The 23,348-nt window shown below is 63.3% G+C and carries 21 protein-coding genes, 1 tRNA gene and 1 pseudogene; 7 read left to right on the forward strand and 16 right to left on the reverse strand.

Annotation, left to right across the window (positions count from 1 at the left end; genetic code table 11):
• Positions 1–53 precede the first annotated feature (53 nt).
• Complete coding sequence (locus AC07NV_RS17310; RefSeq protein WP_495167623.1) at positions 54–731, forward strand: TetR/AcrR family transcriptional regulator; 678 nt, start codon at positions 54–56, stop codon at positions 729–731.
• On the opposite strand, the gene AC07NV_RS17315 is transcribed toward AC07NV_RS17310, so the two are convergent.
• Together AC07NV_RS17315 and AC07NV_RS17320 are read right to left on the reverse strand one after the other, a co-directional pair.
• A complete protein-coding gene (locus tag AC07NV_RS17315; protein ID WP_495167624.1) occupies positions 716–1,258 on the reverse strand; it encodes a DoxX family protein in 543 nt (180 codons plus the stop codon). The two genes, AC07NV_RS17310 and AC07NV_RS17315, sit on opposite strands and share 16 nt — an antisense overlap.
• Positions 1,158–2,087, reverse strand: a complete 930-nt coding sequence (locus tag AC07NV_RS17320) for an alpha/beta hydrolase fold domain-containing protein (RefSeq protein ID WP_495167625.1) — start codon at positions 2,085–2,087, stop codon at positions 1,158–1,160. Before AC07NV_RS17320 ends, AC07NV_RS17315 begins: the two co-directional genes overlap by 101 nt.
• Here AC07NV_RS17320 and AC07NV_RS17325 point away from each other — a divergent pair.
• Positions 2,071–2,262, forward strand: coding sequence for a hypothetical protein (locus tag AC07NV_RS17325; RefSeq protein ID WP_495167626.1), 192 nt, complete (start codon positions 2,071–2,073; stop codon positions 2,260–2,262). The genes AC07NV_RS17320 and AC07NV_RS17325 overlap by 17 nt on opposite strands.
• On the opposite strand, the gene AC07NV_RS17330 is transcribed toward AC07NV_RS17325, so the two are convergent.
• The 5 genes from AC07NV_RS17330 to AC07NV_RS17350 form a co-directional block, all read right to left on the reverse strand.
• Positions 2,259–4,436 carry a TonB-dependent receptor gene (locus tag AC07NV_RS17330; protein WP_495167627.1) on the reverse strand — a complete coding sequence of 726 codons (2,178 nt, stop codon included), beginning with the start codon at positions 4,434–4,436 and terminating at the stop codon, positions 2,259–2,261. The genes AC07NV_RS17325 and AC07NV_RS17330 overlap by 4 nt on opposite strands.
• 205 nt (positions 4,437–4,641) lie before the next feature.
• The gene (locus AC07NV_RS17335; RefSeq protein WP_495167628.1) at positions 4,642–5,805 is read right to left on the reverse strand and encodes a DUF5624 domain-containing protein; all 1,164 of its coding nucleotides are present in this window, start codon (positions 5,803–5,805) and stop codon (positions 4,642–4,644) included.
• Positions 5,806–5,819: 14 nt separating this feature from the next.
• The gene (locus tag AC07NV_RS17340; protein WP_495167629.1) at positions 5,820–6,947 is read right to left on the reverse strand and encodes a hypothetical protein; all 1,128 of its coding nucleotides are present in this window, start codon (positions 6,945–6,947) and stop codon (positions 5,820–5,822) included.
• Positions 6,948–7,091: 144 nt separating this feature from the next.
• Complete coding sequence (locus AC07NV_RS17345; RefSeq protein ID WP_495167630.1) at positions 7,092–9,455, reverse strand: TonB-dependent receptor; 2,364 nt, start codon at positions 9,453–9,455, stop codon at positions 7,092–7,094.
• Between the two features lie 170 nt (positions 9,456–9,625).
• Entirely contained in the window at positions 9,626–10,528 is a 903-nt protein-coding gene (locus AC07NV_RS17350; protein WP_495167631.1) for a LysR family transcriptional regulator, read from the reverse strand.
• Positions 10,529–10,701: 173 nt separating this feature from the next.
• Here AC07NV_RS17350 and AC07NV_RS17355 point away from each other — a divergent pair, with 173 nt between their 5' ends.
• The 3 genes from AC07NV_RS17355 to AC07NV_RS17365 are packed head-to-tail and all read left to right on the forward strand — an operon-like array spanning position 10,702 to position 13,680.
• A complete protein-coding gene (locus tag AC07NV_RS17355) occupies positions 10,702–11,511 on the forward strand; it encodes an HpcH/HpaI aldolase family protein (RefSeq protein ID WP_495167632.1) in 810 nt (269 codons plus the stop codon).
• 38 nt (positions 11,512–11,549) lie between these two features.
• Positions 11,550–12,431 (forward strand): amidohydrolase family protein, encoded by an 882-nt coding sequence (locus tag AC07NV_RS17360; RefSeq protein WP_495167633.1) that lies wholly within the window; start codon positions 11,550–11,552, stop codon positions 12,429–12,431.
• A gap of 13 nt (positions 12,432–12,444) precedes the next feature.
• Positions 12,445–13,680 (forward strand): MFS transporter, encoded by a 1,236-nt coding sequence (locus tag AC07NV_RS17365; RefSeq protein WP_495167634.1) that lies wholly within the window; start codon positions 12,445–12,447, stop codon positions 13,678–13,680.
• 56 nt (positions 13,681–13,736) lie between these two features.
• On the opposite strand, the gene AC07NV_RS17370 is transcribed toward AC07NV_RS17365, so the two are convergent.
• The 3 genes from AC07NV_RS17370 to fahA are packed head-to-tail and all read right to left on the reverse strand — an operon-like array spanning position 13,737 to position 15,856.
• Complete coding sequence (locus tag AC07NV_RS17370) at positions 13,737–14,165, reverse strand: GlcG/HbpS family heme-binding protein (RefSeq protein WP_495167635.1); 429 nt, start codon at positions 14,163–14,165, stop codon at positions 13,737–13,739.
• Positions 14,162–14,518, reverse strand: a complete 357-nt coding sequence (locus AC07NV_RS17375) for a Rieske (2Fe-2S) protein (RefSeq protein ID WP_495167636.1) — start codon at positions 14,516–14,518, stop codon at positions 14,162–14,164. Before AC07NV_RS17375 ends, AC07NV_RS17370 begins: the two co-directional genes overlap by 4 nt.
• A 42-nt stretch (positions 14,519–14,560) precedes the next feature.
• A complete protein-coding gene (gene fahA, locus AC07NV_RS17380) occupies positions 14,561–15,856 on the reverse strand; it encodes a fumarylacetoacetase (protein ID WP_495167637.1) in 1,296 nt (431 codons plus the stop codon).
• 286 nt (positions 15,857–16,142) lie between these two features.
• On the opposite strand from fahA, the pseudogene AC07NV_RS17385 reads away from it, so the two are divergent.
• Together AC07NV_RS17385 and AC07NV_RS17390 are read left to right on the forward strand one after the other, a co-directional pair.
• Positions 16,143–16,899: pseudogene (locus tag AC07NV_RS17385) on the forward strand (IS5 family transposase).
• Between the two features lie 22 nt (positions 16,900–16,921).
• Positions 16,922–17,164 (forward strand): hypothetical protein, encoded by a 243-nt coding sequence (locus tag AC07NV_RS17390; protein WP_495167638.1) that lies wholly within the window; start codon positions 16,922–16,924, stop codon positions 17,162–17,164.
• Between the two features lie 382 nt (positions 17,165–17,546).
• On the opposite strand, the gene AC07NV_RS17395 is transcribed toward AC07NV_RS17390, so the two are convergent.
• The 6 genes from AC07NV_RS17395 to AC07NV_RS17420 all read right to left on the reverse strand — a co-directional run bounded on the left by AC07NV_RS17395 (position 17,547) and on the right by AC07NV_RS17420 (position 23,249).
• Positions 17,547–17,622 (reverse strand) — tRNA-Lys (locus tag AC07NV_RS17395).
• Positions 17,623–17,744: 122 nt separating this feature from the next.
• Complete coding sequence (gene rodA / locus AC07NV_RS17400) at positions 17,745–18,851, reverse strand: rod shape-determining protein RodA (RefSeq protein WP_495167639.1); 1,107 nt, start codon at positions 18,849–18,851, stop codon at positions 17,745–17,747.
• The gene (mrdA, locus tag AC07NV_RS17405; protein WP_495167640.1) at positions 18,848–20,758 is read right to left on the reverse strand and encodes a penicillin-binding protein 2; all 1,911 of its coding nucleotides are present in this window, start codon (positions 20,756–20,758) and stop codon (positions 18,848–18,850) included. The genes rodA and mrdA overlap by 4 nt, the downstream gene beginning before the upstream one ends.
• A 6-nt stretch (positions 20,759–20,764) precedes the next feature.
• Positions 20,765–21,289 carry a rod shape-determining protein MreD gene (locus AC07NV_RS17410; RefSeq protein WP_495167641.1) on the reverse strand — a complete coding sequence of 175 codons (525 nt, stop codon included), beginning with the start codon at positions 21,287–21,289 and terminating at the stop codon, positions 20,765–20,767.
• Entirely contained in the window at positions 21,286–22,185 is a 900-nt protein-coding gene (gene mreC / locus AC07NV_RS17415) for a rod shape-determining protein MreC (protein ID WP_495167642.1), read from the reverse strand. The genes AC07NV_RS17410 and mreC overlap by 4 nt, the downstream gene beginning before the upstream one ends.
• Before the next feature lie 17 nt (positions 22,186–22,202).
• Positions 22,203–23,249 carry a rod shape-determining protein gene (locus tag AC07NV_RS17420; RefSeq protein ID WP_495167643.1) on the reverse strand — a complete coding sequence of 349 codons (1,047 nt, stop codon included), beginning with the start codon at positions 23,247–23,249 and terminating at the stop codon, positions 22,203–22,205.
• Between the last annotated feature and the right edge of the window lie 99 nt (positions 23,250–23,348).

The raw sequence follows: 23,348 nt of genomic DNA on the forward strand, positions 1-23,348 counted from the left end.
GTTTTGTCATTTTGACGGGATAGGCATCGGCCCAGCCTCTTGCGAAGCAGCCGATGGAAACCGAAGAAAATTTCCGAACCCGTAACGCACGCCTCAAGCGGGCAAAAACGCGCGCCCGCATCCTGACCGCCGCCTTCGGCCTATTCGAGGCGAGGGGGATCGACGCGACGACGATCGACGATGTCCGGATCGAGGCCGGTCTGTCGCGTGGGTCGATCTACAATTATTTCCCCACTTTCGACGCAATGCTACGCGATATGGCGGCGCACATGGTCATCCAGCTCAACGCCGAGCAATCGGCATATTTCGACGGACTCGACAGCCCGATCGAGCGCATCTGCTGCAACATCCGCTACTCGATCGGGCGTATCGCGTCGGACCGTGTCGGCGCCGAGGTGCTGCTGCGCGTCCTGCCGCTGATCGGCCCGCCGACCGAGGCGATGCGCAAGCATGCCGGCGCCAATATCGAGCAGGCGCAGAAAAGGGGGCTCGTTCGCGTTCCCTCGCTCGAGGTCGCGCTCGAACTCGGCTACGGTCTCGTAACGGCGCTGGTTCAGCGTGGTATGAACAGCGGCATCACCTCGAAGGACATCAATGCCGGCGCGCAGATGTTGATGCGTTCTTTCGGCATCGAGGATGGCGAAGCCGAGCGGCTGGCCAAGATACGCCTGCCGGTGCCACCCGCGGGGCAGCTTCGCGACGCGGTGCTCGGCGTTCAGACGGACGGATAGATACGCGGCCGCGCGCGGCGCAGTGTCAGGCTGGCCAGCAAAAGCCCGCCGATGAGTGAGAGATGCTCGGCGGCGATGTGAAAACTTTCGCTGCGCCGGGGCTCGTCGAAAAGCCAGAAGGGATGACCATAGGGGATGGTGATCGCGGTGAAGAGGGCGAGCAAGAGCGCCGCGACCCATCCGAAGCCCCTGAAATCGAAAATCAGCACGAGCGGCGCGACGAGGTTGACTGCGATACTCGCGGCCGCCGCGAGGCCGGGTAAGGGCACGCCCATCTGTTCGAGCCCGTGCGCGAAGCCGAGCGGTGCGGCGGCTCCTTCGATGCCGGTGGCAAGAAACAGCACCGACAACAGGGCGCGGCAGGCAAGATCGAACCCGCCTGCCGCGAAGTGTCGGACGGCCGAACGCCGTGCCGGGGAGCCGTTGCTATCTGGAATCACGCAGGAACCGGACGATGATGTCCATCGCCTCGTTCGTCGACCAGGGCAGTCCCGCCGCCGCATCGCCCGCGAAGGCGAGGTCGCCATGCCCTGCGCCGTCGAGCACATAGCGTGTGCTCTGTCGTCCGGCGGCGCGCAGGGCCTCGTGCAGCTTCAGCGTCTGACTCGGCGAGACGATGCGATCCTGGCTACCGTGGAAGATGAGGAAGCGCGGGCTGTCCGCTCCGACATGGTTGAGCGCGTTCGACGCGGGCGGGAAAGTCTGTCCGCCTTCGGTCAGATAGCGTGCGATCGGCGAGCCCGGCGCGGCGAACATCGCCATTTCGGGATTGAAGTCCTCGGCGACGCCCGACGTGTCCGACGTGCCGAATTTGTCGACCACCGCCTCTACGGCGCTGCTCTGATCGAGATTATTGCCGCGCTCGAAACTCTTGTCGCCATTGGTCAACCCGACCATCGCCGCGAGATAGCCGCCGGCGGACTCGCCCCATATCGCGACATGGTCGGGGTCGAAGCCATATTCGGCGGCATGCGCGCGCAGATAGCGGATCGCGCCCTTCACGTCGGCGATCCCGTCGCGATAATTGGCGCCGTCCATCGCGGTGCGATACTGGACGCTTGCGACGACGAAGCCCTGCTCTGCAACATAGCGGCGCAGGTTCAGTCCGTTCTCCTTCGGCGCGATGACAAAGCCGCCGCCTGTCACATAGACGACGAGCGGATAGCGGCCGGGCTTCGCCGGTTTGATGATATCGAGTGCCAATGGTCGGTTGCCGCCTCCCGCCGCCGCAACCTCGGCGAACACTACATTGTCGGTGCTCGTGACCTCGGTACGGCCGCATTTGATCTGGTCGGCAGGATCGGGCCTAATCACATTACTGCTGCTCGTGTCGCTCGGCTTGATCGAAGTCGCCATCGGGATCGGCGGCATGCTCGGCATGCCGGGTGGCAAGGGCGTCGGGGGACAGGCGATCTCGGCCACCTTAGCGCCTTCGCTGCCGCCAGCGCATGATGCCGTTCCCATTCCCAGCAACATTCCTGCCACGATCAAACCCTTTCCATATCGCGTCATGAAAATCTCCAAAGTCTAAAAATTGGCGCTGAGCGTGACCCCGTAGGTCCGCGGTGCGTCATACTGGATGATTGCCGACGTATCGGACTGGCCGAGCGCGGTCGCGACCGCCTGATTGGTCAGATTCTTCCCCCACAGCCGAACGCCGTAACGATCGTCGGAGGTGCGCCAGCCGATCGACGCGTCGATCGTGACGAACTTGTCCTGCTTGAGCACATTGTCGGGCTGCCCGTAGAAGCCGCTGTTGTAGTAGCCGCCAAGGTCGAAGGCGAAGGTTCCGCTCTTCGTTTCATGGTCGTAATGAAGGTTGAGGTTGACCGTCGCATCGGGCGTGCTCGGCAGGCGATTGCCGTCGGCCGGCACCGTCGAGCGGATTGATCCGCCGGCCGGGTTGGGCGTGTAGCGGTCGGCGTCGGGGAAGTCGGTGAAGCGGTCGTGAAGCAAGCTCACCCCCGCGGTGATCGCCAGTCCGCGCGCGGGACGCAGCTCGAGATCCATGTCGATGCCGTATATTTCGGCGGCAGCGCCATTGTAGATGATGATGTTATTGAGTTCGAAACGGCTGACCTGGATGTTGCGATAGTCGTAATAGAAGACCGCGGCATTCAGACGGAGGGTCCGGTCGATAAGGTCGGACTTGATGCCGAGTTCATAGGCGTCGAGTTTTTCCTGCTTGAACGCCGGAGAGCCGGGCAGGCGCGCGTTATAGCCGCCGCTCTTGAAGCCGCGATTGTACGACAGATAGACGAGGGCATCGTCACCAAGCTTGTGGTCGAGCGACACCCGCCAGGTCGGCGCCGAGAAGCTTTCCTTCTGGTCGACATCGGGGCCGAAGGGGTCGATCACGAACCCGTTGATCAATGTCGCCGCCGCGGTCGAATGGATCGTTCGCCGCTCGCTGCTGTAGCGAAATCCGCCGGTGAGCTTGGTCCGCTCGCCGAGCGGGACGGTGGCCTGTGCATAGCCGGCCCACGCGCGCGTCGTCAGCTTGCTGTATCCGGTGATCGTCGTGATCGGCGGCGCGGGCGGCGGCGGAATCGCCGGACCCGACAGCGTGAGAATATTGGGATCGAGTTCGGCGTGCGCATTGAAATAATAGACGCCGGCGACCCATTGGATCGATGCGGCCGGATCCGATTGCAGCTTCAGTTCCTGACTTATCTGACGGTCGTTGAGCCGTGAGAAGGTCAGCGTCTGCGCGGGTGTCGGCGTCAGGTCAGTGTCGAAGCCGATGTCGTAGCGCGACTTGCGGTACGCCGTGATCGACTGCAGCTGGACGCCGCCAAGGTCCTGCTCGATGTTCAGGCTGACGCCGCCACCGGTCAGGCGCTGATAAGGATCGAAGTCGGCGTTGATGTCCCATGTGTCGATATCGTAGGCGGGGCCGAACAGCGGCTTGATCCCCGGCACCTGCGACGAGCTGATCGAGGCGTTGCCGATCCGCCGGTTATAGTCGAGCGCGAGCTGAACCTTGGTCGCGTCGGTCGGCGTGAACACCCATTTCGAACGCAGCGCGAGGTCGAATTTGTTGCGGTTGGCATCGTTGCCGGTCGCGACATTGACGCCATAGCCATCACCCTGCGCGGTCACCTGCGCCGCGATGTCGGCGGCAAGATTCGGTCCGATGCCGCCCGCGATATAGGCGCCGCCGGTGAAGGTGTCGTAATTGCCATAGCCTGCCGAGAAGCGCGCTTCGAAATCCTGCGTCGGTTCGCGCGTGACGATGTGGATCAGGCCGCCTGTCGCATTGCGGCCAAAGAGCGTGCCTTGCGGTCCTTTGAGCACTTCGACGCGCTCGACATTGTTGAGCGACATCAGCGAGCCCGAACCCGAGGCGAGATAGACGCCGTCTATATAGACCGCGACCGAGTTCTCGAGGCCGGCGCCCGCCGCCGAGGTGCCGATCCCGCGGATGCGCGGCAGCACGAAGCCGGTCGAGGCCTGGATATAAAGGCCCGGCGTGATCGTATTGAGCTTGGTGACATCGGTGACGCCTGCCGCGGCGAGCCTTTCATCGGAGAGCGCAGTGATCGCGATCGGGACGTCCTGCATGCGCTCGGTCCGGCGCTGAGCTGTGACAATGATGTCTTCCACGCCGCCTGATGCGCCGGGCGTCCCAGCGTCTTGCGCCAGCGCCACATGCGGCCCGAGGCAGCTCAAGGCGACCGTAGTCGCCAACAAGGCCTTCTTCATCTCCACCCTCCTCCGAATCGGCCTTTTGGCGGCCGCGATTTATAGGAGTGGAATGATGTCATAATGAACAATTGTCAATATGATTATGTGCCGTTTTTGGCTTTTTTCTGCGGTTTTTGCGCCCGTTTCGGAGACGCGAAAAGAGCCCCGCGTGGCAACGCGAGGGGAAGGGAAAAGGGCTGCAGCCCGATCGCGACCGGCCTCCTCAGGAGAGGCGCGGATAGTCGACGTGGGTGAAACCAGGGATTTCGACGCGCTCGGGACGGTTCCCGTTGGCGCAAAGCTGATCGATCATGAACTGCGATCCGGCCATCGCGATCTGCTGCGACGGATCCTCCATCACATAGCGCAGCCGGGTTATAATCGCGCGCCGGTCGTCCACCGAACGCACCATTGGAATCTCGCTCACCGTCCGCGTCCCGGGGTCGACGACGGGCGGGTGCTCTACCGATTTTTCGAACGCCGGATAGTCGGGCCACATCAGGCGGCTCATCTCGACCGACGAGCGGCTGTGATACCAGATGCGCCGATATTCGGCCTCGACGGCATCGGCTCTGGTTTCGAGATCGCCGAGCGCGAGCGGCGGCGCGTGCGGCGCGATCAGCAGCCGCTGGGGATCGAGTCTTTTGTCCGACGCCTTGTAGAGAAGATGGCACATGCTGTTCGACTGCCAGGTCACTCCCGCAGTCGGCCGCCCGGCACGTCCGCTGATCATCACCATCAGCCGCTCCCAGTCGATCGCCTGAGTGCCGAGCCAGCGCATGATCCGGAAGCCGGTATCGAGAAACACGAGCGCGAAGGTCGCCGCCATCATGTCGTTCATCGGCACCGGCGGCGCGTCGGGGCCGTCGCCGTCGAGCAGATTGGCGCCGAGATAATCGAACTCGAGCAGCCTGGGATCATCGAATGCGCGCTCGAGATAATCGATGGTGACCGCGCAACTATAGTCGACGAGATCGGCGATCTTCGGCTCGAGGCCTTGCCATGCCTCGACCGCGACTTCGTCGCGCCAATAGCTGGCGCTGTTCGCGGCGCGGACAATGCGACATTGGTCGATCAGCGCGCGGGCATCGGCCTCCCAGCCGGCGAAGCCCGTCGCCTTGAGCCGCGCGATATAGGGGATGGCGATCCCGAGGTGCGAGATGCCGGTCAGTTCGAAGAAGCCGCGCGTCGAGAGGCGGAAGCTTTCAGTCACCGGCGCGCGGCCCGAGCCGGGAAAGAGCACGAGGTCGCTTCCGGTCACCACCAGCAGCGGATCATCGGCGTGGACCGCGCCGAGCTGTTTCTGCAGATGCGTCCCGATGCTGTGCTCGGCCGAAGTGAACAGTTCGTAGAGCATCTGGAAGTCGGGATGGGGTTTGTAAGTCATGTCCGGTCCTCGGGTCAGGCGCGGTCGAGCTGCAGTTGGTATATCACCATATCCTGCCGGAACCGGACATCGGGCGTCAGGCTGTTCGATACCGCGAGATAATCCTTGCCGTCGGCGCGGAAAAAGGACGCGTCGGTGCCGCCGAAGGTCGGAAATTCTTCGGCGAGTTCGAACTTGCCCTCCCGCCAAGCGAAGATCTGCGATGTGAGATCGGTCTTCGGCGCGGCGGGCCTGCCTTCGATGAAACAGATGCGCACGAGGAACAGACCGTGCGGGCTATCGATCAGCTCGAACTCGCGGCCGCCCGCGCCGCCGAGCGACTGGTGCTGCAAGAACAGCTCGCCGTTCCAGCGAAAGAGCGCCGAAGCGCCGTCGATCGCCGCGAAGGCAAGCCAATCCTCTCCCTCGTAGGTAAAGTGCAGGAAGCTGCGTCCCGACGTTTCTGCGAAGCTCTGGTAAGGAACGAAGGCCGCACCGTCCCAGCGGTAGATCAGGCTGGGGGAGACATGGTCGGCGTAGGCGAGGAAGCGATGGCCGCCGAGCTCGAAATATTGCCAATTATAGCCCCAGCGCCCGCCGAGGACCTGAATCTCCTCCCACGTGCCGTTCTTCCATTCAAGGATCGCCGAGCGCCCATGCCCCAGCGGCTGATAGTGCGGGACCGTGAGGCCCTGCGCGAGCGCAAGGAAATGCCGTCCGTCGAAGCCGAAGTGATGCCATTGCTTGGCGCCATAAGTCGGAATTTCGTGCGCGAGCGCCCAGACGCCGGCGTCGCGGCGATAGATGAGCGAATTGGTGTTTGCTTCATAGGGGCCGCTTCCCGTGCGCAGATTGGCGAAGGCGAGATAGGCTTCGCCGTTCATATGGAAGATTTGCGCGTCCTCGCCCGCGGGGCAGGGGAGCCGCACATCTTCGACGAACCTTCCGTCGGCCCAGCGATAGATCGGCGCCTCGATATCCGAATTGCCGGCGTTCATGTGTGGCGCCTGCCCCTCGACATCCTCCGAAAGCTCGGGAACCGCGAGGTAGAGTCCGCCATCCAGCGCAAAGACATGCGCCGCGCGCGCGCCCGAGGTGGCGAGGCGCTGGTGAAGCCTTAGCAGCTTCGGGTCGGCTGGCAGAAAATCCGTGTCGGGCTGCATCGTCATTTCTCTTTCATATCGTCGCGGCGAGCGCGGCGCGAGGCGGATCGGCGGTCCCGTCGCAGTGAAGAGCCGCGCCGGCCGGGACCGGAGCCACCCGCACTTCCCTCCCCAGGGAAAGCGATGGGACCGCCGCCTTCCGCGTCAGCCGCCGAAGGACAATTTCACCGTGACCCCGGCACTGCGCGGATCGGAGACGAGCCCGACGCGCGTCATCGTCTTGTTGAAGTCGGGGATCGCACCGCCGCCGACATAATAGGTTTCGTTCGTCAGGTTGCGAACCCAGCCAGAGATGTCCCAATGGCCATTGGCCGATGCCCAGCCGACCCGCGCGTTGACGACGGTGTGCGAATTCGCGCGGAGTGTCAGTTCGTTGGTGAGCGTATTGCCCTTGAACGCCGCGTCGGCACCGAGATAGATTTTCGATCCGTTGCCCATCTCATATTGGTAATTGGCACCGATGGTCGCCGAATATTTGGGGATATTGGGCAGCCGCTCGCCGTTGAGATTGAGGATGAAGAAGGGCGGTCCGTCGGTGATCGAGGGGTCGAACACTTCGATCGCATAATCGCGGAAGGTCGGGTCGAGCAGCGACAGGCTGCCGTTGAGTGTCAGCCCCTCGAACGGCTGGATTACCGTCTCGATTTCGATACCCTTGATCCGTGCGTCGGCGGCATTGTTGGTGATGATCGTGCCCGCTTCGCTGACGCCCGTCACCTGCAGATCGTTGAACTTGATATAGAAGGCGGCGAGATTGATCCGCAGCCGGCGATCGAAGAAATCGGTCTTGAGACCGAGCTCGAAATTGTCGGCTACTTCGGGTTCGAAGGGCTCGGTATCGGCAATAACGCTGGCCTGTCCGTTGAAGCCGCCGCTTTTGAAACCGCGCGCATAGCTTGCGTAGGCGTGAATATCTGGGGTCGGTTCATAGGCGATCACGACTTTGGGCGTGAAACTCGTCCACGTCTTTTTCCGGACCGTCTGGAAATCACCTTCGGGCAGGAAGAGCGAGAAGGGGTCGCCACCCGGCACCGCGGCGACCGACGTCGCATCGAGCCCGAACTTCTTGGTCTCATTGGTATAGCGCAGGCCCCCGGTCAGGCTGAGCTGGTCGGTGATGTCGAACTTGACCTCGCTGAACGCCGCGAAGCTGTCGGTGTTGATGCGCTGGAGGAAGCTCGCGGTGCTGTTCTGATAATCGGGCGAGCCGGGGCCGATCAACCCGTCGTCGGGGTTGTCGGGGGTGTTCGCATCGCACGGCTGGCTGCCGGGCGTGCAGCCGAAGAGGAAGATCTGCTGGTCGCGCCAGCCCTCCTCGTGGAACCAGTAAAGACCCGCCGACCAGTGCAGCCGTCCGCCCATCGATAACGGCCCGGCGTCGTCGGAAACGAAGCGCAGTTCCTGGCTCGTTGCCCAAGTCTTCTGCGTCGCGACGAAGTTGTTCTGTTCGGCGGCGGTGCGGTCGACATCCTCGACATTATAGCTGCGCTCGCCGCGATAAGCCGAAAGCAGCGAGATCGTGCCCGCGCCGGTGAAGCGGTCGATGCGCAGCACGCCGCCCCACTGGCGAATGCCTTGCTCGCCCTCGACGTTGCTGCGGCCGCTGCGGATATTCTCTTCCTGCGTCGGATAGGGCGCTTGGAAGAAATCCTTGAGGATGAGCGGCGTGCCGGGGACATCGACGATCGCGCTCTTGAGCACGCCGTCCTGGTCGACCTTCGAATAGTCGACGACGAGGTTGATTTCCCAGTCGTCGCTGGGAGTGAAGCGAAGCGAGCCGCGCAGTGCCTGCGTGTCGACGCCGTTCGCACGGTTGCCGGTCGTGAGGTTGCGATAGGCGCCATCGGTATGGAGCGAGAAGCCCGCGATGCGCGCCGAGAGCTTGTCCTCGACGATCGGCGCGCTGACCGCGGCCTCGAACTGGCGCCGTCCGAGCCCGCCGAGCTCGGCGGTGACATAACCGTCAAGCTCGTCGCCCGGCTTGCGGGTGATGATATTGACCACGCCGCCGACGGCATTCTTGCCATATAGCGTGCCCTGCGGGCCGCGCAGGACCTCGACGCGTTCGATGTCGAACAGCGCCGCATTGGCCTCGCCCGACTGCGCGATATAGGCGTCGTTGATGTTGACCGCGACGCCGCTATCGGTCGTGAGATCTTCGTTCGACTTGCCGATACCGCGAATGATATATTCTTCGTTGTTGATCTGTTCGGAATAGATTTGGAGGCTCGGCGCGATCTGGGCCAGCCCTTCGACATTGGTGATGCCCTGGGCCGCGATCGTATCGCCCCCGAAGGCGCTGATCGCGATCGGCGTGTCCTGCACCGAGCTTTCGCGGCGCTCGGCGGTAACCACGATATCGGCGATGCCCGTCTGCTGCGCGTCGGCCTCGGCCGATGGCTTGTCGGTGGTCTGTGCCTGCGCGACCGCCGGTAGCGCGCAGCCCGCCAGAAGCAGGGCGAGCGACTTGGCGAACGGCCGGATCCTCACATGCTGAAGCTTGCGCATCTTTCATCCTCCCCAGAATATTTTATCTGTTTTTGCGGGGGCGGCCAGCCGCTCCGAAGGCGCCACGGCGTTTCCCGGCCTCTGGATAGAGAAGAGCCGTTGATCTACGCCAATTCAATTTGAGGACCCGATTGATTTATAAATCAAATCGATTGGAGCCGATCAAACCGCTATCGCGCGGCTGCGGCGACAGCCGCCTGCGCGAGGCGGCGGAAATTGGCGACGAGCGCGCTTTCCTCGCCAGCGCGGCAGCCGAGGAGGAGATGGGTCACGGCCCCGTCGTCGGCGAGCGGTTTAAAGCTGATATTGGGCACCTTGATGCATTGCAGTTCGGCGGGAACGATCGCGACGCCGAGGCCCGATGCGGCGAGGCTGATGATCGTCGAGGATTCCTGGGCTTCCTGGACGATATTGGGCGTGAGCCCTCGCTGCGCGAAAAGCTGCACGACCTGGTCGTAGATGCCGACCCCCGATTTTTTGGGATAGAAGATCAGCGGCGTGTCGCCGAGTGCCTCGATGGTGAGCGGCTCGATGTGGTTGAGGCCATGGTCGGCGTGCATCGCGACGACCAGCGGGTCCTCCACCAGATGGGTGAAGCTGATGTCCGAGCGGTTCGGAAAGCTGTGGGTCCGCAGCAAGCCGATGTCGATCGTGCGGTCGGCGAGGGCCGCGACCTGCTCCTGCGAGGTAAGTTCGTGGAGCGTCAGCTTCACGCGCGGGAAGCGCGTACGGAACTTGCGGACGATCTGCGGAAAGAAAAAGAGCAAGGCCGACGCGGCCGTGAAACCGATCCGAAGCTGCCCCGCCTCGCCGCTGACCATCTCCTGCACATCGTCGACGGCGCGCTCGATCTGTCCGAGGATCGCGTTGGCGTGGATCCGGAAGGCATCGCCGACCGCCGTCAGCGACACGCGGCGCTGGGTGCGATGGAAGAGCTGGGCGCCGAGTTCGCGTTCGAGTGACTGGATCGCAAGCGAGAGGGGAGCCTGCGTGATATTGAGCCGTTCGGCGGCACGTCGGAAATGCAGTTCTTCGCAAAGCACCGAGAAATAGCGCAGCTGGCGAATATCCATTGATATAATTCTCCCATCAATCCCTGCTCTTCAATAAATTAGCATAAATCGATGGCGCGCGGCAAACGGGCTCTCATGCAGCCGACGCAAGATGCTGCTCCGACAAGCAAGTTTCCGCTCGGTGCCCGGCTCAAGTCCCGGAACAGCCGCCGCCGCGGGGGGAGGAAAGAGACATGCGCTATCGACAGCCAAACTCCGTCGAGCGGCCGGGCCGTTTGATCGAGCGGCTGCGCGCCGGCGAACCTTTCCTCTCCCTTGGCATCCGCTTCAGCCGGACTGCCGACATCGTCCGCATGGCATCGGGCGCGGGCTACGACCTCGTCTGGATCGACCTCGAGCACAGCAGCATGTCGATCGACGTAGCCGCGGCGATTGCGGCTTCGGCCCACGATCTCGGACTGGGCTCGTGGGTTCGCGTGCCCGAGCGCGACTATGGCGTGATCGGCCGCCTGCTCGACGGCGGGGCCACCGGCATCATCGGCCCCAAGATCGAAACCCGCGAGGAAGCCGAGCTGCTCGCCGCGGCATGCCGCTTTCCGCCGCAAGGCCAGCGGTCGATGATCGCCCGCCTTCCGCAATCGGGCTTTGCCCGCATGCCGGTCGAAGCCTTCGTTGCGGAGGCCAATGCCGAGGTCGTGGTTCAGGCGCTGATCGAATCGTCGCTCGGGATCGAAAATGCCGACGCGATCGCCGCGACGCCAGGCGTCGATATTCTTGCCGTCGGGACGAACGATCTCACGGCGGACATGGGCTGTCCGGGGCAGGTCAAGGATCCAGCGGTCATGGATGCGTGCGCCGCCGTTGCCGACGCCGCGATGCGCCACGGCAAGGTCGCAATCATCGGCGGCGTCGCCGACGCCGATCATTTCGGCGCCCTTCAAGCGCTTGGATTCGCGCCCTTCATCTTCGCCGGCATCGACACCGACGTGATGGCCGACGGCCTTGCTGCGCGTGCCGACGCCTGGCGCGAGAAATTCGGCTGAGGCCGGTCAACGACAAATATCGAAGGAACAGGACTGATATGGAAGAACCGCTTGTCTCGCAGCCGATGCGGCCGGCCGAAACGCTCGAACGCCCGGGCTTTGCGATGCCCGAGGATGCCATCGACTCCCATATGCACATCTTCGGCCCGCTCGATCTTTATCCGTGCGTTGAACACCCACATTACACGCTGCCCGACGCAACGCTCGATCAGTTCCAGGATGTGATGCGCGTTCTCGGGCTGCGGCGTTTCGTGATTGTCCAGCCGAGCTTCTACGGCACCGACAACCGGTGCCTGATCGACAATCTGAAGGCGGCGGGTAAAGCGGCACGCGGTGTTGTGATGATCGAGCTCGACACGAGCAATGAGGTTCTCCGCGACTATCAGGCGGTCGGCGTGCGCGGGGTACGGCTCGACCTGTTCAAGCGGGCCGCGCTGCCGCTCGCCGAAATCCAGGCCTATATCGATGCGATGGCCGCGAAGGTTGCGCCGCTCGGCTGGCATCTGCAATTCTACGCGCCGGGATATATCGTTCGCGACCTGATCGACTATCTTGCGACGCTCGAGATCGATTTCGTGATCGATCATATGGGTTACATGCTCGAAGAAGACGGGCTGACCGAGGCCGATTTCGACCGGCTGCTCGCACTGATGAAAGAGGGGCGCTGCTGGCTCAAGCTGTCGGCGCCGTACCGGCTCGCCAAAAAGCGCGGTATGGACGCCGTCAACGAGATCGCCAAGGCGATCGTGGCAGCCGCCCCCGAACGCGCGATCTGGGGATCGGACTGGCCGCATATTCCCGAAGGCGGCCGCGACACCGGCGAGCTCCTGAACCTGCTCGCCATCTGGGCACCCGATCCGGCGACGCGGAAACAGATATTGACCGACAATCCGAAAAAGCTTCTCGGTTTTGCCGACTGATGGGGGAGGAACGATGATGACTGACGCTGCCGAGAGCCGAACGCTCGCCCGGGTCGTTGCCCTGTCTTTCCTCATCGTCATGGTCGATGGCTACGACACGCTGATGATCGCCTTCATCGCGCCGTTGCTCGCCGACGAATGGGGGCTCGCGCATACCAACATCGGACAATTATTTGCCGCTGGCTATTGCGGCGCGATCGTCGGCGCGGTGTCGATGGGGCCGCTTTCGGACCGGGTCGGACGCAAGCCGATGCTGGTCGGCGCGCTCGCGCTTGCATCGCTCATGACCTTCAGCTGCGCCTTCGCGGGCTCGTTCGAGCAGCTCGCGCTGTTGCGCTTCTTCGCAGGCATCGGCTTGGGCGGCGCCTTGCCTGCCGTCATCTCGCTGACCGCGGAGCATGCGGGGCCGGAGCGGCGCAGCGGCACAGTGACGCTGATGTATATCGGCTTTCCGCTCGGTGCCGTCGTCGGCGGCGCGCTGACCGCGGCGATCCTGCACCTCGGCTGGTCGACCGTCTTCCTCTTCGCGAGCGGTGCCTGTTTTGCCGCCACCTGCGCCGCGCTCGCTATCCCCGAATCGATGCGTCCATCCGCGGCGGGGCATGCACCTGCGAAGGGCCTGGTGAACGTGGTGAAGGCGCCGCTTTCAGAAGGGCGCCTCTGGCCCGCGCTCAGCCTCTGGTTCGCGCTCTTTTGCCTGCTCATGCTGACCTATGCGCTGGTCAGCTGGACGCCGACCTTGCTCGTGTCGCGTGGCGCATCCCCGCAAACGGCGGCCTTCGCCAGTGTCGCGATCAACCTCGGCGGCATCGCGGGCGCGCTGTTCAGCATCCCCCTCATCAATCGCTTCGGGCCCTATTTCCCGATCGCGACGATGATCCTGCTCGGTTCCGCTCTGGTCGCAATGATCGGCGCTCCGGTCGGGTCGCAAGCTATGACCTTTGCGCTCCTGTTCGCGGCGGGCTTCCTCGTGATGGGCGGCCAGATCAATTTTCCGGCGATGATGGTCGATCTCTTCCCGCCGCCGGTGCGCGGTGCGGGATCGGGGCTTGGAATGAGTATCGGACGCCTCGGGTCGATCATTGGACCGCTGATCGGCGGGGTGCTGCTCGCGGCGCAGATCCCGCAGTCGCAGCTCTTCCTGTTCGCTGCGATCCCGGCGGTCATCGCCGCGCTTGCGGTCTTCAATGCCGCGATTCGGCGGCGTCGCATCGTCGAAGCCGCGGTGGCCCCGATCGAAGCGGCATAATGGACTCTCGCCGTGGGGGGGGGGGGGGGGGGCGCCCCCACGGCGATCTTCGTATATCAGGCGCGATGGTCGAGGCGTGCGGCTCGGATCCCGGCGATCGCGCACAGCTCGTCATTGTCGGACGTGTCGCCGGTGACGCCGACGGCACCGAGAGCGTGGTTGTCCGCATCGACGACGATCAGCCCGCCGGCGGCAGGCACCATATCCTGGCCGGGTATCGCGCACAGCGCGGCGATGAAGGTGGGGCGCTCGTCGGCCATCGTCGCGATCTGGCGGCTCGACACACCAAGCGCGAGCGCACCCGATGCCTTGCCCGCCGCGATGCGGGGGCAGAGCGTCGAACTCCCGTCCTGGCGCTCGAATGCAAGCAGATGCCCGCCGGGATCGAGGACGGCGACGCTCAGGGGCTTGAGCCCCAGCCGCTCGCCCTCGGCGAAAGCCGCCGCGACGATAACGCGCGCCTGTTCGAGACTGATCTGGTTCATTGGTCTAGTTCCTTGCGGTGGATGTGATGCGGCGCGGGACCGGAGACGATGTGTGCGTCCGCCACATGCACCGGCCAGGGATGAAGCGCGGCCCCCGGGCAGGGGCCGCCGAGGCAGGCGCCGGTCTCGGGGTCGAAGAGCGCGCCGTGCCAGCGGCAGGCGATGTAGGCGCCGCTGGGCGCCAGATATTGACCCGGCAGGCGGGCGAGCGGCAAGCCCATATGCGGGCAGCGATCGACGTAGCCATGCACGCCCGCGGCGGTGTGCACGACGAAGCCCTCGAAGCGGCCAGCCTTGAGCTCGAGTGCAAACCCCTGCGCGCCGCCGATCGGGAGCAGCGCAAGCGGGCACAAGCACGATGCCGTGCGGTACCGTGTCAGGGCCCGCAGAAGCGGTCACGCCGGGTGCAAGGCGGGCAAAATGCGCCCGCGGCATTCGCCGAAGCCGATCGGGATGCGGCCCGGAGCCGCAGCGCGCGCGGACAGGATGATCTCGTCGCCATCTTCGAGGAAGTAGCGCTCCTCGCCTGACGGCAGCTGGATCGGATCGGCACCGCTGCGCGTGATTTCCAACAAACTCCCGTAGCCCGGGCGATCGGGCGCCGAGATTGTTCCCGTCCCGAGAAGGTCGCCGGGATTGAGGTTGCAGCCGTTCGAGGCGTGATGGGCGACGATCTGCGCGGCCGTCCAATACATGTTCGTCGCCGGCCCTTCGCTAAGCGCGAAGGGCGCAAGTCCTTCGTCGCGCATGCGCGGCGTCGAAAGGTGAACCGAGAGTGAAATAGCGAGCGCGCCCTGCGCCTGATCGTCCTCATCTTGCAGATAGGCGAGCGGGGCGGGATCGCCGGGAGGACGCGCCGGCTGCGCGACGCGAAACGGAGCAAGCGCCTCGGGAGTGATCACCCACGGCGAGATGCTCGTGTGGAAATTCTTGGCGAGGAACGGCCCGAGCGGCACATATTCCCACGCTTGGAAATCTCGTGCCGACCAATCGTTGAGCAGGCAAAAGCCGGCGATATGCTCGGCCGCGTCGCTGATCGGGATCGGCCGGCCGAGCCTGTTCCCTACGCCGATCCAGACGCCGATCTCTAGCTCATAGTCGAGCCGCCCGGACGGCCCGAAATGTGGCGCGGGGTCTTCTGTGCTCTTCGACTGACCCAAGGGCCGCACCACCGGTATTCCCGACGGGCGCACCGAGGAGGCGCGGCCATGATAGCCGATCGGGACATGTTTATAGTTGGGCAGCAGTGGATTGTCGGGCCGGAAGAGCTGGCCGACATTGGTTGCGTGGTGGATGCCGACATAGAAGTCGCTATAGTCGCCGATCGTTGCAGGCAGATGCAGCTCGCAGCCAGCGGCGTCATGCAGTGCAGGTCCGGTCGCCGGTCGGAAGCTTTCGTCTGACAATATTTCCGATAGCCGCCGTCGCAAGTCTTGCCGCGTTGAAGCGGGCGCACCGAACAGCCGATTGAGCTTGGGCTCATCGAGCAGCAAGCCCACTTCGGCCGGAAACAGTGCCGCGATAGCCCGCAAATCGAGGATATGATCGCCGATCGCTACGCCCGGTCGCGGAATCTCGCCACGACGCGAAAATATGCCGAATGGAAGATTCTGGACCGGAAAGTCGGCATGGTCGTTGGCGTCGGAAACCCAACTCGTGCGGCTTGGGTCGTGCGTTTCGTCGATTTGCATGATTTCCCTGCCTCGCCGCCGAACGGATTTATTCAACGGAAGACAAGCCCACAGCATGGCTGCGGGCCAATCATCAACCGCATGATTGATTTGTCTAGGCCATCAAAAAAAGAAGGTCATTTTATCGGCAAAAGCCGTGTGCAATCATATGCTCTTTTCAAGGCGGGGACCGTGCTCCTGTTCGACCGCGGTACCCGGCCGCTCGTCGGCAGCATTGCTTCTAGGGTCAGGACCCATTAATTTGAGGAGATGGCTGTGATTCAGGCGACCACGAAGGAGCCTGAATTTGAGCGATTTATTCTGGCTGACGGACGAGCAGATGGCGCGTCTTCAGCCCTATTTTCCGAAGAGCCATGGCCGCAAGCGTGTCGATGACCGGCGGGTTTGAGCGGCATTATCTTCGTCAACCGCAATGGGCTGTGGCGCGATGCGCCGAGGGAGTATTGCCCGGCGAAGACACTCTATAATCGCTGGAAGCGGTGGAGCGACAAAGGCATCTTCATCCGCATGATGGAGGGCTTGGCGACACCGCAGGCGCCAGAGCGCAAGACGATCATGATCGACGCGACCTATTTGAAGGCCCACCGCACGGCGTCGAGCCTTGGGGTAAAAAAGGGGGGCCGGGACGCCTGATCGGCCGCACGAAGGGCGGTATGAACACCAAGCTTCATGCCGTAACCGATGCAAATGGCCGCCCGATCAGCTTCTTCATGACCGCCGGGCAGGTCAGCGATTACACGGGCGCGGCCGCTTTGCTCGACAGTTTGCCCAAAGCGCAATGGATGCTCGCCGACCGGGGCTATGATGCCGACTGGTTCCGCGACGCCTTGCAGGAAAAGGGTATCACTCCCTGCATCCCGGGCCGGAAAATACGGAACAAGACCGTCAAATATGACAAGCGTCGCTACAAACGCCGCAACCGCATCGAGATCATGTTCGGTCGCCTCAAGGACTGGAGACGGGTCGCAACCCGCTATGATCGGTGCCCGAAGGCATTCTTCTCCGCCGTCGCTCTCGCCGCGACCGTCATCTTCTGGCTCTGATCAATGAGTCCTGACCCTATGGATGCTGTTCGTTCCGCCGTCCGCGCTTCTATACCTCATAGTATTTGGAATTTTATGGAATTTGGCGCTGCCGCAGATCGTCACATTTTTGCTCGCCGGTGCAATTCCCCCCGCGCTGGTTGGCGCTCTATTTTGGAAAAAGCTTCGGCCAAGTGCGTCGCGCAGTCGCAACGCCTTTATGAATGCCATATGGCTATTCTCTGGCGCTCTGGCCGACGGCTTCATCTTGACGGTCTACGCGTAATTCGACCAGAATAGTGCAAATATCTGCATTTGCGTCGGCAATCGGTTGGCTTGCTGTCATTTGATTTGAGCAGACGAAGAATGTCCGCTGTTTGGAATTCGTGCAAAAGAGCGGTCTGTCCGCAACCGGCCACTCACGGACTCTGGCGCTGCTGACGGACCGAATTGGGCTTGAGCTTCAATGCCGCACTTTAGAATCAGCGGGTCCGCCGAGAAACCTTCGGAAAATTCGTCTCAAGCCGTTGCACGTCATTTCATGGAAACTCGGAGCGGATGTTGCCATGCTGTTGCCATGGCCCTGCCAAGATGCGCTTCTGGCAAGCCGGCGAGAAGCATTGCCTCTCCAGGCTTATCCTAACTGTCTGATTTCATTGAGAAATTTTTGGTGGACGCACTAGGGCTCGAACCTAGGACCCGCTGATTAAGAGTCAGCTGCTCTACCAACTGAGCTATGCGTCCACTGCCGGTTTTCGGCATCTTTGCAGCGAGGAGAAAAGCCTCTTTGCTGCGAAGAGAGCGGCCCGCTATCATGGCTCTGTGGGGATGGCAATGCCCCGATGTCTTTTTGCCGAAGTTTTTTCTCAATGAAACCGCCGGGTGCCCGTTTTGCTGTCATTTTCGATGGCGAGGATGATGCCGACGCAGGTCATGATCGTGAGCATCGAAGAACCGCCGTAGGAGAAGAGCGGAAGCGGAATGCCGACGACCGGCGCAAGACCCATCACCATCATCAGGTTGATCGCGATGTAGAAGAAGATCGTCATCGTCAGGCCCGCTGCGGTGAGCTGGCCAAAACGGGTTCGCGCCTTGAGCGCCACGCGCGTCGACCAGCGCAGCAGCAGGAAAAAGCCGAAGAGCAGCGCGAGCCCGCCGATCAGCCCCCATTCCTCGGCCATGGTGGCGAAGATGAAGTCGGTATGGCCTTCGGGCAGATAATCGAGGTGGCTCTGCGACCCGTTGAGGAAACCCTTGCCGCCGATGCCGCCCGATCCGATCGCGATCTTCGACTGGCTGATATGATAGCCGGCACCGAGCGGATCGCTTTCGGGGTCGAGGAAGATCAGCACGCGCTTTTGCTGATAATCGTGGAGGAAAGAGAATAGCACCGGCAGCGCTGCCGCACCGGCGGCCGCGGCGCTTCCGAACCACCAGAAGGGCAGGCCGGCGGCGAACATCACGACCACGCCGCCGATGCAGATCGCGAGCGCGGTGCCGAGATCGGGTTGCAGCATGACGAGCGCGGCGGGCAGGCCGATCATCACCAGCGCCGGCCAGAGCGCGGTGAAGGTGCGGGTATTGCCGGGCGGAAGCTGCGCATAGAAGCGCGCCAGCGCGACAACGATCGCAACCTTCATCAGCTCGGATGGCTGGAGGTTCATGAAACCGAGATTCAGCCATCGCTGGCTGCCTCCGCCGACGAAACCCAAAAGCTCGACCGCGATCAGCAGGACCAGCACGCCGATATAGGCGATATAGGAAAAATCCTCGAAGATGCGGATCGGGAAACGTCCGATCACCAGCGCTGCGGCGAGGAAAACCAGAAAACGTACGCCCTGCTGCCACGCCCAGGGCGACCAGTTGCCGCCGGCTGCCGAATAGAGGACAAGCAAGCCGAACCCGGTGATCCCGGCGAGGATGGCAATCAGTTTCCACGGAATGCGCTGGATGGCTGGCGGGACGGGGATCATTGCGGGACCCCCGGTTCGGGATCGCTCGACGCGCCCGATTTCCACGCGGCATAGTCGCGGTCCATCCGTTCCTTGATCGTGCCCCCCCAGCCGGCCTCAAAGGTCTCGAGCGCTTCCATCGCCTTTTCGCGGTCGAAGAGGAAGGTCATGAAATCCTTGGCCACAGGGGCCGCGGCGCGCGACCCGCCCATGCCATGCTCGATCACCACGGCTGTTGCGTAACGCGGATTGTCGACCGGTGCGAAGCCGATGAACAGGCCATGGTCGCGAAATTTCCACGTCCCGCTTTTACCGTTCCCCGTGCCGAGCCCGCGCACCTGTGCCGTACCGGTCTTGCCCGCCATCGTGATGCCGTCGAGCGGCAGGCGACTGCGTCCGGCGGTACCCCCCGGTCCATTGACGACGAGGTTCATCCCCTGGCGCGCTGCCGCGAGTGCTTCGGGCGAGAAGGGCAGGGGCTCGTTCTTGAATTCACGGTTGATCAGGCGCGGATAAAGCCGGCGCCCCGATGCGATGCGTGCGGCCATCACTGCAAGCTGGAGCGGGTTCACGCTGACATAGCCCTGGCCGATGACGGCATTGAGCGAGTCCGAGGCCGACCATTGCTGGTCGTATTTCTTCATCTTCCACGCGCTGTCGGGGATGGTGCCGTAACGCTGGTTGCTGCCGGCAAGCTGGAATTCCTCGCCGAGGCCCAGCAGCCGGGCGGTCGGTGCCATCGCGTCATAACCCAGACGGTGAGCGAGCCAGTAAAAATAGCTGTTACAGCTTTTCATGATCGCGGTCGTCATATCGACGCTGCCATGGGTGCCAAGGCAGCGGAAGAAACGGCTGCCGAGGCGATAACCGCCGATGCAGGTGTGGCGTTCACTGGGGTCGACGCCATGGTCGACGGCAGCAATCGCGGCCATCGGTTTCAGCGTCGAACCCGGCGGATAGAGGCCGCGGGTCGCCTTGTTGATCAGCGGCTGGTGATCGTCGGCGCGCAGCCAGGCATATTCATTGCTGCTGATGCCGTCGGAAAAGCTGTTGGGATCGAAGCTCGGCATCGATACGAAAGAGAGAATGTCGCCATTCTGGCAGTCGATGACGATCGCTGCCCCCGACTCGCGTCCCATGCGCCGCGCGACATAATCCTGCAGGTCGGCGTCGATCGTCAGGTGGACGGTCTTTCCCTGGACATCGGGCTTCACGCCCAGTTCGCGCACGACCTTGCCGCGCGCGGTGACCTCGACCCGCTTTGCGCCGGGCTCGCCGCGCAGCATCGGCTGGAAATATTTCTCCAGCCCGTCCTTGCCGGTCCGGAAGCCCGGCGTGATGTAGAGCGGGTCTTTGACCTTCTGATATTCCTCGGCAGTCGGCGCGCCGACATAGCCGATGAGGTGGCCAACCGCGGCCCCGGTCGGATAATTGCGCGCGAAGCCGCGTTGCGGCGCGATCCCGGGCAGTTCGGGCAGGCGGACGAGGATCGAGCTATACTCGGCCTCTGTCATGTCTTCCTTGACCGCGACGGGCTGGAATCCCGATGCCGCATTCAGGTCGCGATTGATCCGCTCCATCGCGTCGCCGTCGAGCCGCAGCAAGGTCTGGAGCTGCCCGAGTACCAGTTCCTTGTTGTGCAGGCGGTCGGGAATCAGGTCGATGCGGAGCGACACGCGATTGTTGGCAAGCGCCTTGCCATGGCGGTCGACGATCCAGCCGCGGCGCGGCGGAACCAGCGTCAGATTGACGCGGTTGCTTTCCGATTCAAGAACATAGCGGTCGTTGTCGACAACCGAGATATAGGCCATGCGCGCCGCCAGCGCGGCGCCGACAGCCGCTTGCGCCCCGGCGACGACAAGGGCGCGGCGGGTGAAGACAATTCCTCTGAAGGCCTCGGTAATCGGGGGGAGCTTTTTGCGCGACATGGGGGATTATCGGCGTCTCAGTCGGAAATTGTCAAACGTACCAGTCAGGCGCATGAACAGTGGAACCAGCAGCGCCGAAATGACGATCTGCGGAACCACCAGCCCGAGCACCCGTCCGGTTGCGGCGTGGGGGTGGACGATCAGCGCCGCGAGCGACTGGATGATCGCGATCAGCAGCGCAGCGATCGCCCAGTCGTGAAAGAAGCCGCGCCAATAGATGCGCTGCGATGAATAATGGATCGCGATGCTGGCGAGCGTCCACAGCCCGACGGCGGTGCCGATCGGCTGTCCGCTGAACAGATCGTCCCACAATCCCAGCGGCAGCCCGATCCATACCGGCCACATTTCGGTGCGGAGCAATTGCCAGCACAGGAAAAAGAGCAGGCCGAGCGGCGGCAGCACGGGCGAATTGGCGACCAGCGGCAGCATCAGCGGCAGCGCGGACGCCAGCATTACCGTTGCGATCGGCACGATCCGCATCCGCCAAAGCGACGCCGGCTCGCCGAGGCGCGCACCTGCGGCCTTGTTCATGGGGCTCCGCCCGGCGCGGGTGCGGGGCCCGGCAGGCCTTGGGCCTCGATATTGTCGGGGGTATAGGGGCGCAGCACCGATACTGCGTCAACCTTTGCCGGGTCGGCGAGCGGGCGCGCGAGCGCGCCATCATCCTGCCGCCGCACCACGATCGCCACCGGAATATTGGGCGGATAAAGGCCTCCGGTGCCCGAGGTCACAAGGATATCGCCCGGCTTGAACGGGTTGTTGGCGATGTTCAGCGTGCGGATGTCGAGGTCGCCGTTGCCGCGGCCATTGGCGAGCGCGGGCAGCCCGTCGCGCGCGCGCCGGACGGGAACGATATTGTCGACATCGGTGAGCAACAGCACCTGCGATACCGAAGGGCCCGCGCTGAGTACGCGACCGATCAATCCGTCGGCGCCCCGCACCGGCTGGCCCGCGGTCACGCCGAGTTTGCGGCCGATGCTGAGAAGCGCAATGCGCTTGCTGCTCGTCGACGTCGAAGTCAGGAGATAGCCGTTGGCGAGCGCCGTCTTGTCGGTTTCCTGCAGCTTAAGCAGCGCCTTCAACTGACGGTTTTCTTCCTGCAACGAACTTGTCGCGACGAGCTGGCGGCGCGTGTCGGCGAGTTCTTTGCGCAGCCGCCGGTTCTGCGTCCCGGCGCTGACATAGGCCCCCACCGTGTCGTCGATTCCCGAGATCGACCCGATGACCGACCGGGACACGCGTGCGACGGGCGCAGTGATTTCGTGGCTTGCCACACGCAATTGGGCAAAGCCGATGGGGTCAACGACCGACAGGATTGCCAGCAACAGACCCGCCACTGCCCCGGTCACCGCAATGACATAGGCAACGAACAGGCTGTACTGGGCCTTTCGGGATTGCCCCGGACGTCGATGTGCCGGGCGGACCATGGTTCAGAAGCCCGCGATCAGGCTTGCTGCAGCACGCCGCGGAAGGCGGGGTCTTCCATCGCGCGGCCGGTGCCGATCGCGACGCAGGTCAGCGGATCTTCGGCCACCGTGACCGGCAGGCCCGTCGCGTCCTTGAGCAGTTCGTCGAGCTCGGCGATCAGCGCGCCACCGCCGGTCAGGACGATGCCCTGATCGACGATATCGGCTGCGAGTTCGGGGGCGGTGTTTTCCAGCGCGATTCGCACACCCTCGACGATCGTGCCGATCGGTTCGGACAGCGCTTCGGCGATCTGTGCCTGATTGATCGAGATTTCCTTGGGCACGCCGTTCACAAGATCGCGGCCCTTGATGTGGATCGTCAGCCCGACGCCGTCGGCGGGAATGCGCGCAATTCCGAAATCTTTCTTGATCCGCTCGGCGGTCGCTTCGCCGATCAGAAGATTATGGTGTCGGCGGACATAGGAGACGATCGCTTCGTCCATCTTGTCGCCGCCGGCACGGACCGAAGTGGTGTAGGCAAGGCCGCGGAGCGAAAGCACCGCGACTTCGGTCGTGCCGCCGCCGATGTCGACGACCATCGAGCCGATCGGTTCGGTGACGGGCATGTCGGCGCCGATTGCCGCCGCCATCGGCTCCTCGATCAGCCACACTTCGCTCGCGCCGGCGTTCGATGCGGCATCGCGGATCGCGCGGCGTTCGACGCTGGTCGATCCCGAGGGCACGCAGATCACGATTTCGGGGCTGCGGAACGCGTTGGGCTTGCCGCCATGCACCTTGGTGATGAAATGCTTGATCATCTGTTCGGCGACGTCGATGTCGGCGATCACACCGTCACGCAGCGGGCGGATCGCCTCAATGCTGTCGGGGGTCTTGCCCATCATCAGCTTTGCGTCGTCGCCGACGGCCTTCACCCGCTTGATGCCGTTCAGTGTCTCGACTGCGACCACCGAAGGTTCGTTGAGCACGATGCCCTTGCCACGCACATAGACGACCGTGTTGGCGGTGCCGAGGTCGATAGCCATGTCTTGGGAATTGAATTTGAACCAACGGGAAAAGAAGGACATCGATACTGCTTCCTGTCATCGAAGCCGCGCCCCTGATGGGCGCGCCCCTGTCGTGATTATACCCGCGTGCCCGGCCGGCAACAGGACCAATCAGGGGGA

The organism is Sphingopyxis sp. GW821-FHT10B01, assembly GCF_059415685.1.

Excerpts from the sequence above, each read along its gene's own strand:
- AC07NV_RS17310 (WP_495167623.1), top strand. The coding sequence starts at position 54 with ATGGAAACCGAAGAAAATTTCCGAACCCGTAACGCACGCCTCAAGCGG.
- AC07NV_RS17315 (WP_495167624.1), bottom strand. The coding sequence starts at position 1,258 with ATGGCGACCTCGCCTTCGCGGGCGATGCGGCGGCGGGACTGCCCTGGT.
- AC07NV_RS17320 (WP_495167625.1), bottom strand. The coding sequence starts at position 2,087 with ATGGCGACTTCGATCAAGCCGAGCGACACGAGCAGCAGTAATGTGATT.
- AC07NV_RS17330 (WP_495167627.1), bottom strand. The coding sequence starts at position 4,436 with ATGAAGAAGGCCTTGTTGGCGACTACGGTCGCCTTGAGCTGCCTCGGG.
- AC07NV_RS17335 (WP_495167628.1), bottom strand. The coding sequence starts at position 5,805 with ATGACTTACAAACCCCATCCCGACTTCCAGATGCTCTACGAACTGTTC.
- AC07NV_RS17340 (WP_495167629.1), bottom strand. The coding sequence starts at position 6,947 with ATGCAGCCCGACACGGATTTTCTGCCAGCCGACCCGAAGCTGCTAAGG.
- AC07NV_RS17345 (WP_495167630.1), bottom strand. The coding sequence starts at position 9,455 with ATGCGCAAGCTTCAGCATGTGAGGATCCGGCCGTTCGCCAAGTCGCTC.
- AC07NV_RS17350 (WP_495167631.1), bottom strand. The coding sequence starts at position 10,528 with ATGGATATTCGCCAGCTGCGCTATTTCTCGGTGCTTTGCGAAGAACTG.
- AC07NV_RS17355 (WP_495167632.1), top strand. The coding sequence starts at position 10,702 with ATGCGCTATCGACAGCCAAACTCCGTCGAGCGGCCGGGCCGTTTGATC.
- AC07NV_RS17360 (WP_495167633.1), top strand. The coding sequence starts at position 11,550 with ATGGAAGAACCGCTTGTCTCGCAGCCGATGCGGCCGGCCGAAACGCTC.
- AC07NV_RS17365 (WP_495167634.1), top strand. The coding sequence starts at position 12,445 with ATGATGACTGACGCTGCCGAGAGCCGAACGCTCGCCCGGGTCGTTGCC.
- AC07NV_RS17370 (WP_495167635.1), bottom strand. The coding sequence starts at position 14,165 with ATGAACCAGATCAGTCTCGAACAGGCGCGCGTTATCGTCGCGGCGGCT.
- fahA (WP_495167637.1), bottom strand. The coding sequence starts at position 15,856 with ATGCAAATCGACGAAACGCACGACCCAAGCCGCACGAGTTGGGTTTCC.
- AC07NV_RS17390 (WP_495167638.1), top strand. The coding sequence starts at position 16,922 with ATGCTGTTCGTTCCGCCGTCCGCGCTTCTATACCTCATAGTATTTGGA.
- rodA (WP_495167639.1), bottom strand. The coding sequence starts at position 18,851 with ATGATCCCCGTCCCGCCAGCCATCCAGCGCATTCCGTGGAAACTGATT.
- mrdA (WP_495167640.1), bottom strand. The coding sequence starts at position 20,758 with ATGTCGCGCAAAAAGCTCCCCCCGATTACCGAGGCCTTCAGAGGAATT.
- AC07NV_RS17410 (WP_495167641.1), bottom strand. The coding sequence starts at position 21,289 with ATGAACAAGGCCGCAGGTGCGCGCCTCGGCGAGCCGGCGTCGCTTTGG.
- mreC (WP_495167642.1), bottom strand. The coding sequence starts at position 22,185 with ATGGTCCGCCCGGCACATCGACGTCCGGGGCAATCCCGAAAGGCCCAG.
- AC07NV_RS17420 (WP_495167643.1), bottom strand. The coding sequence starts at position 23,249 with ATGTCCTTCTTTTCCCGTTGGTTCAAATTCAATTCCCAAGACATGGCT.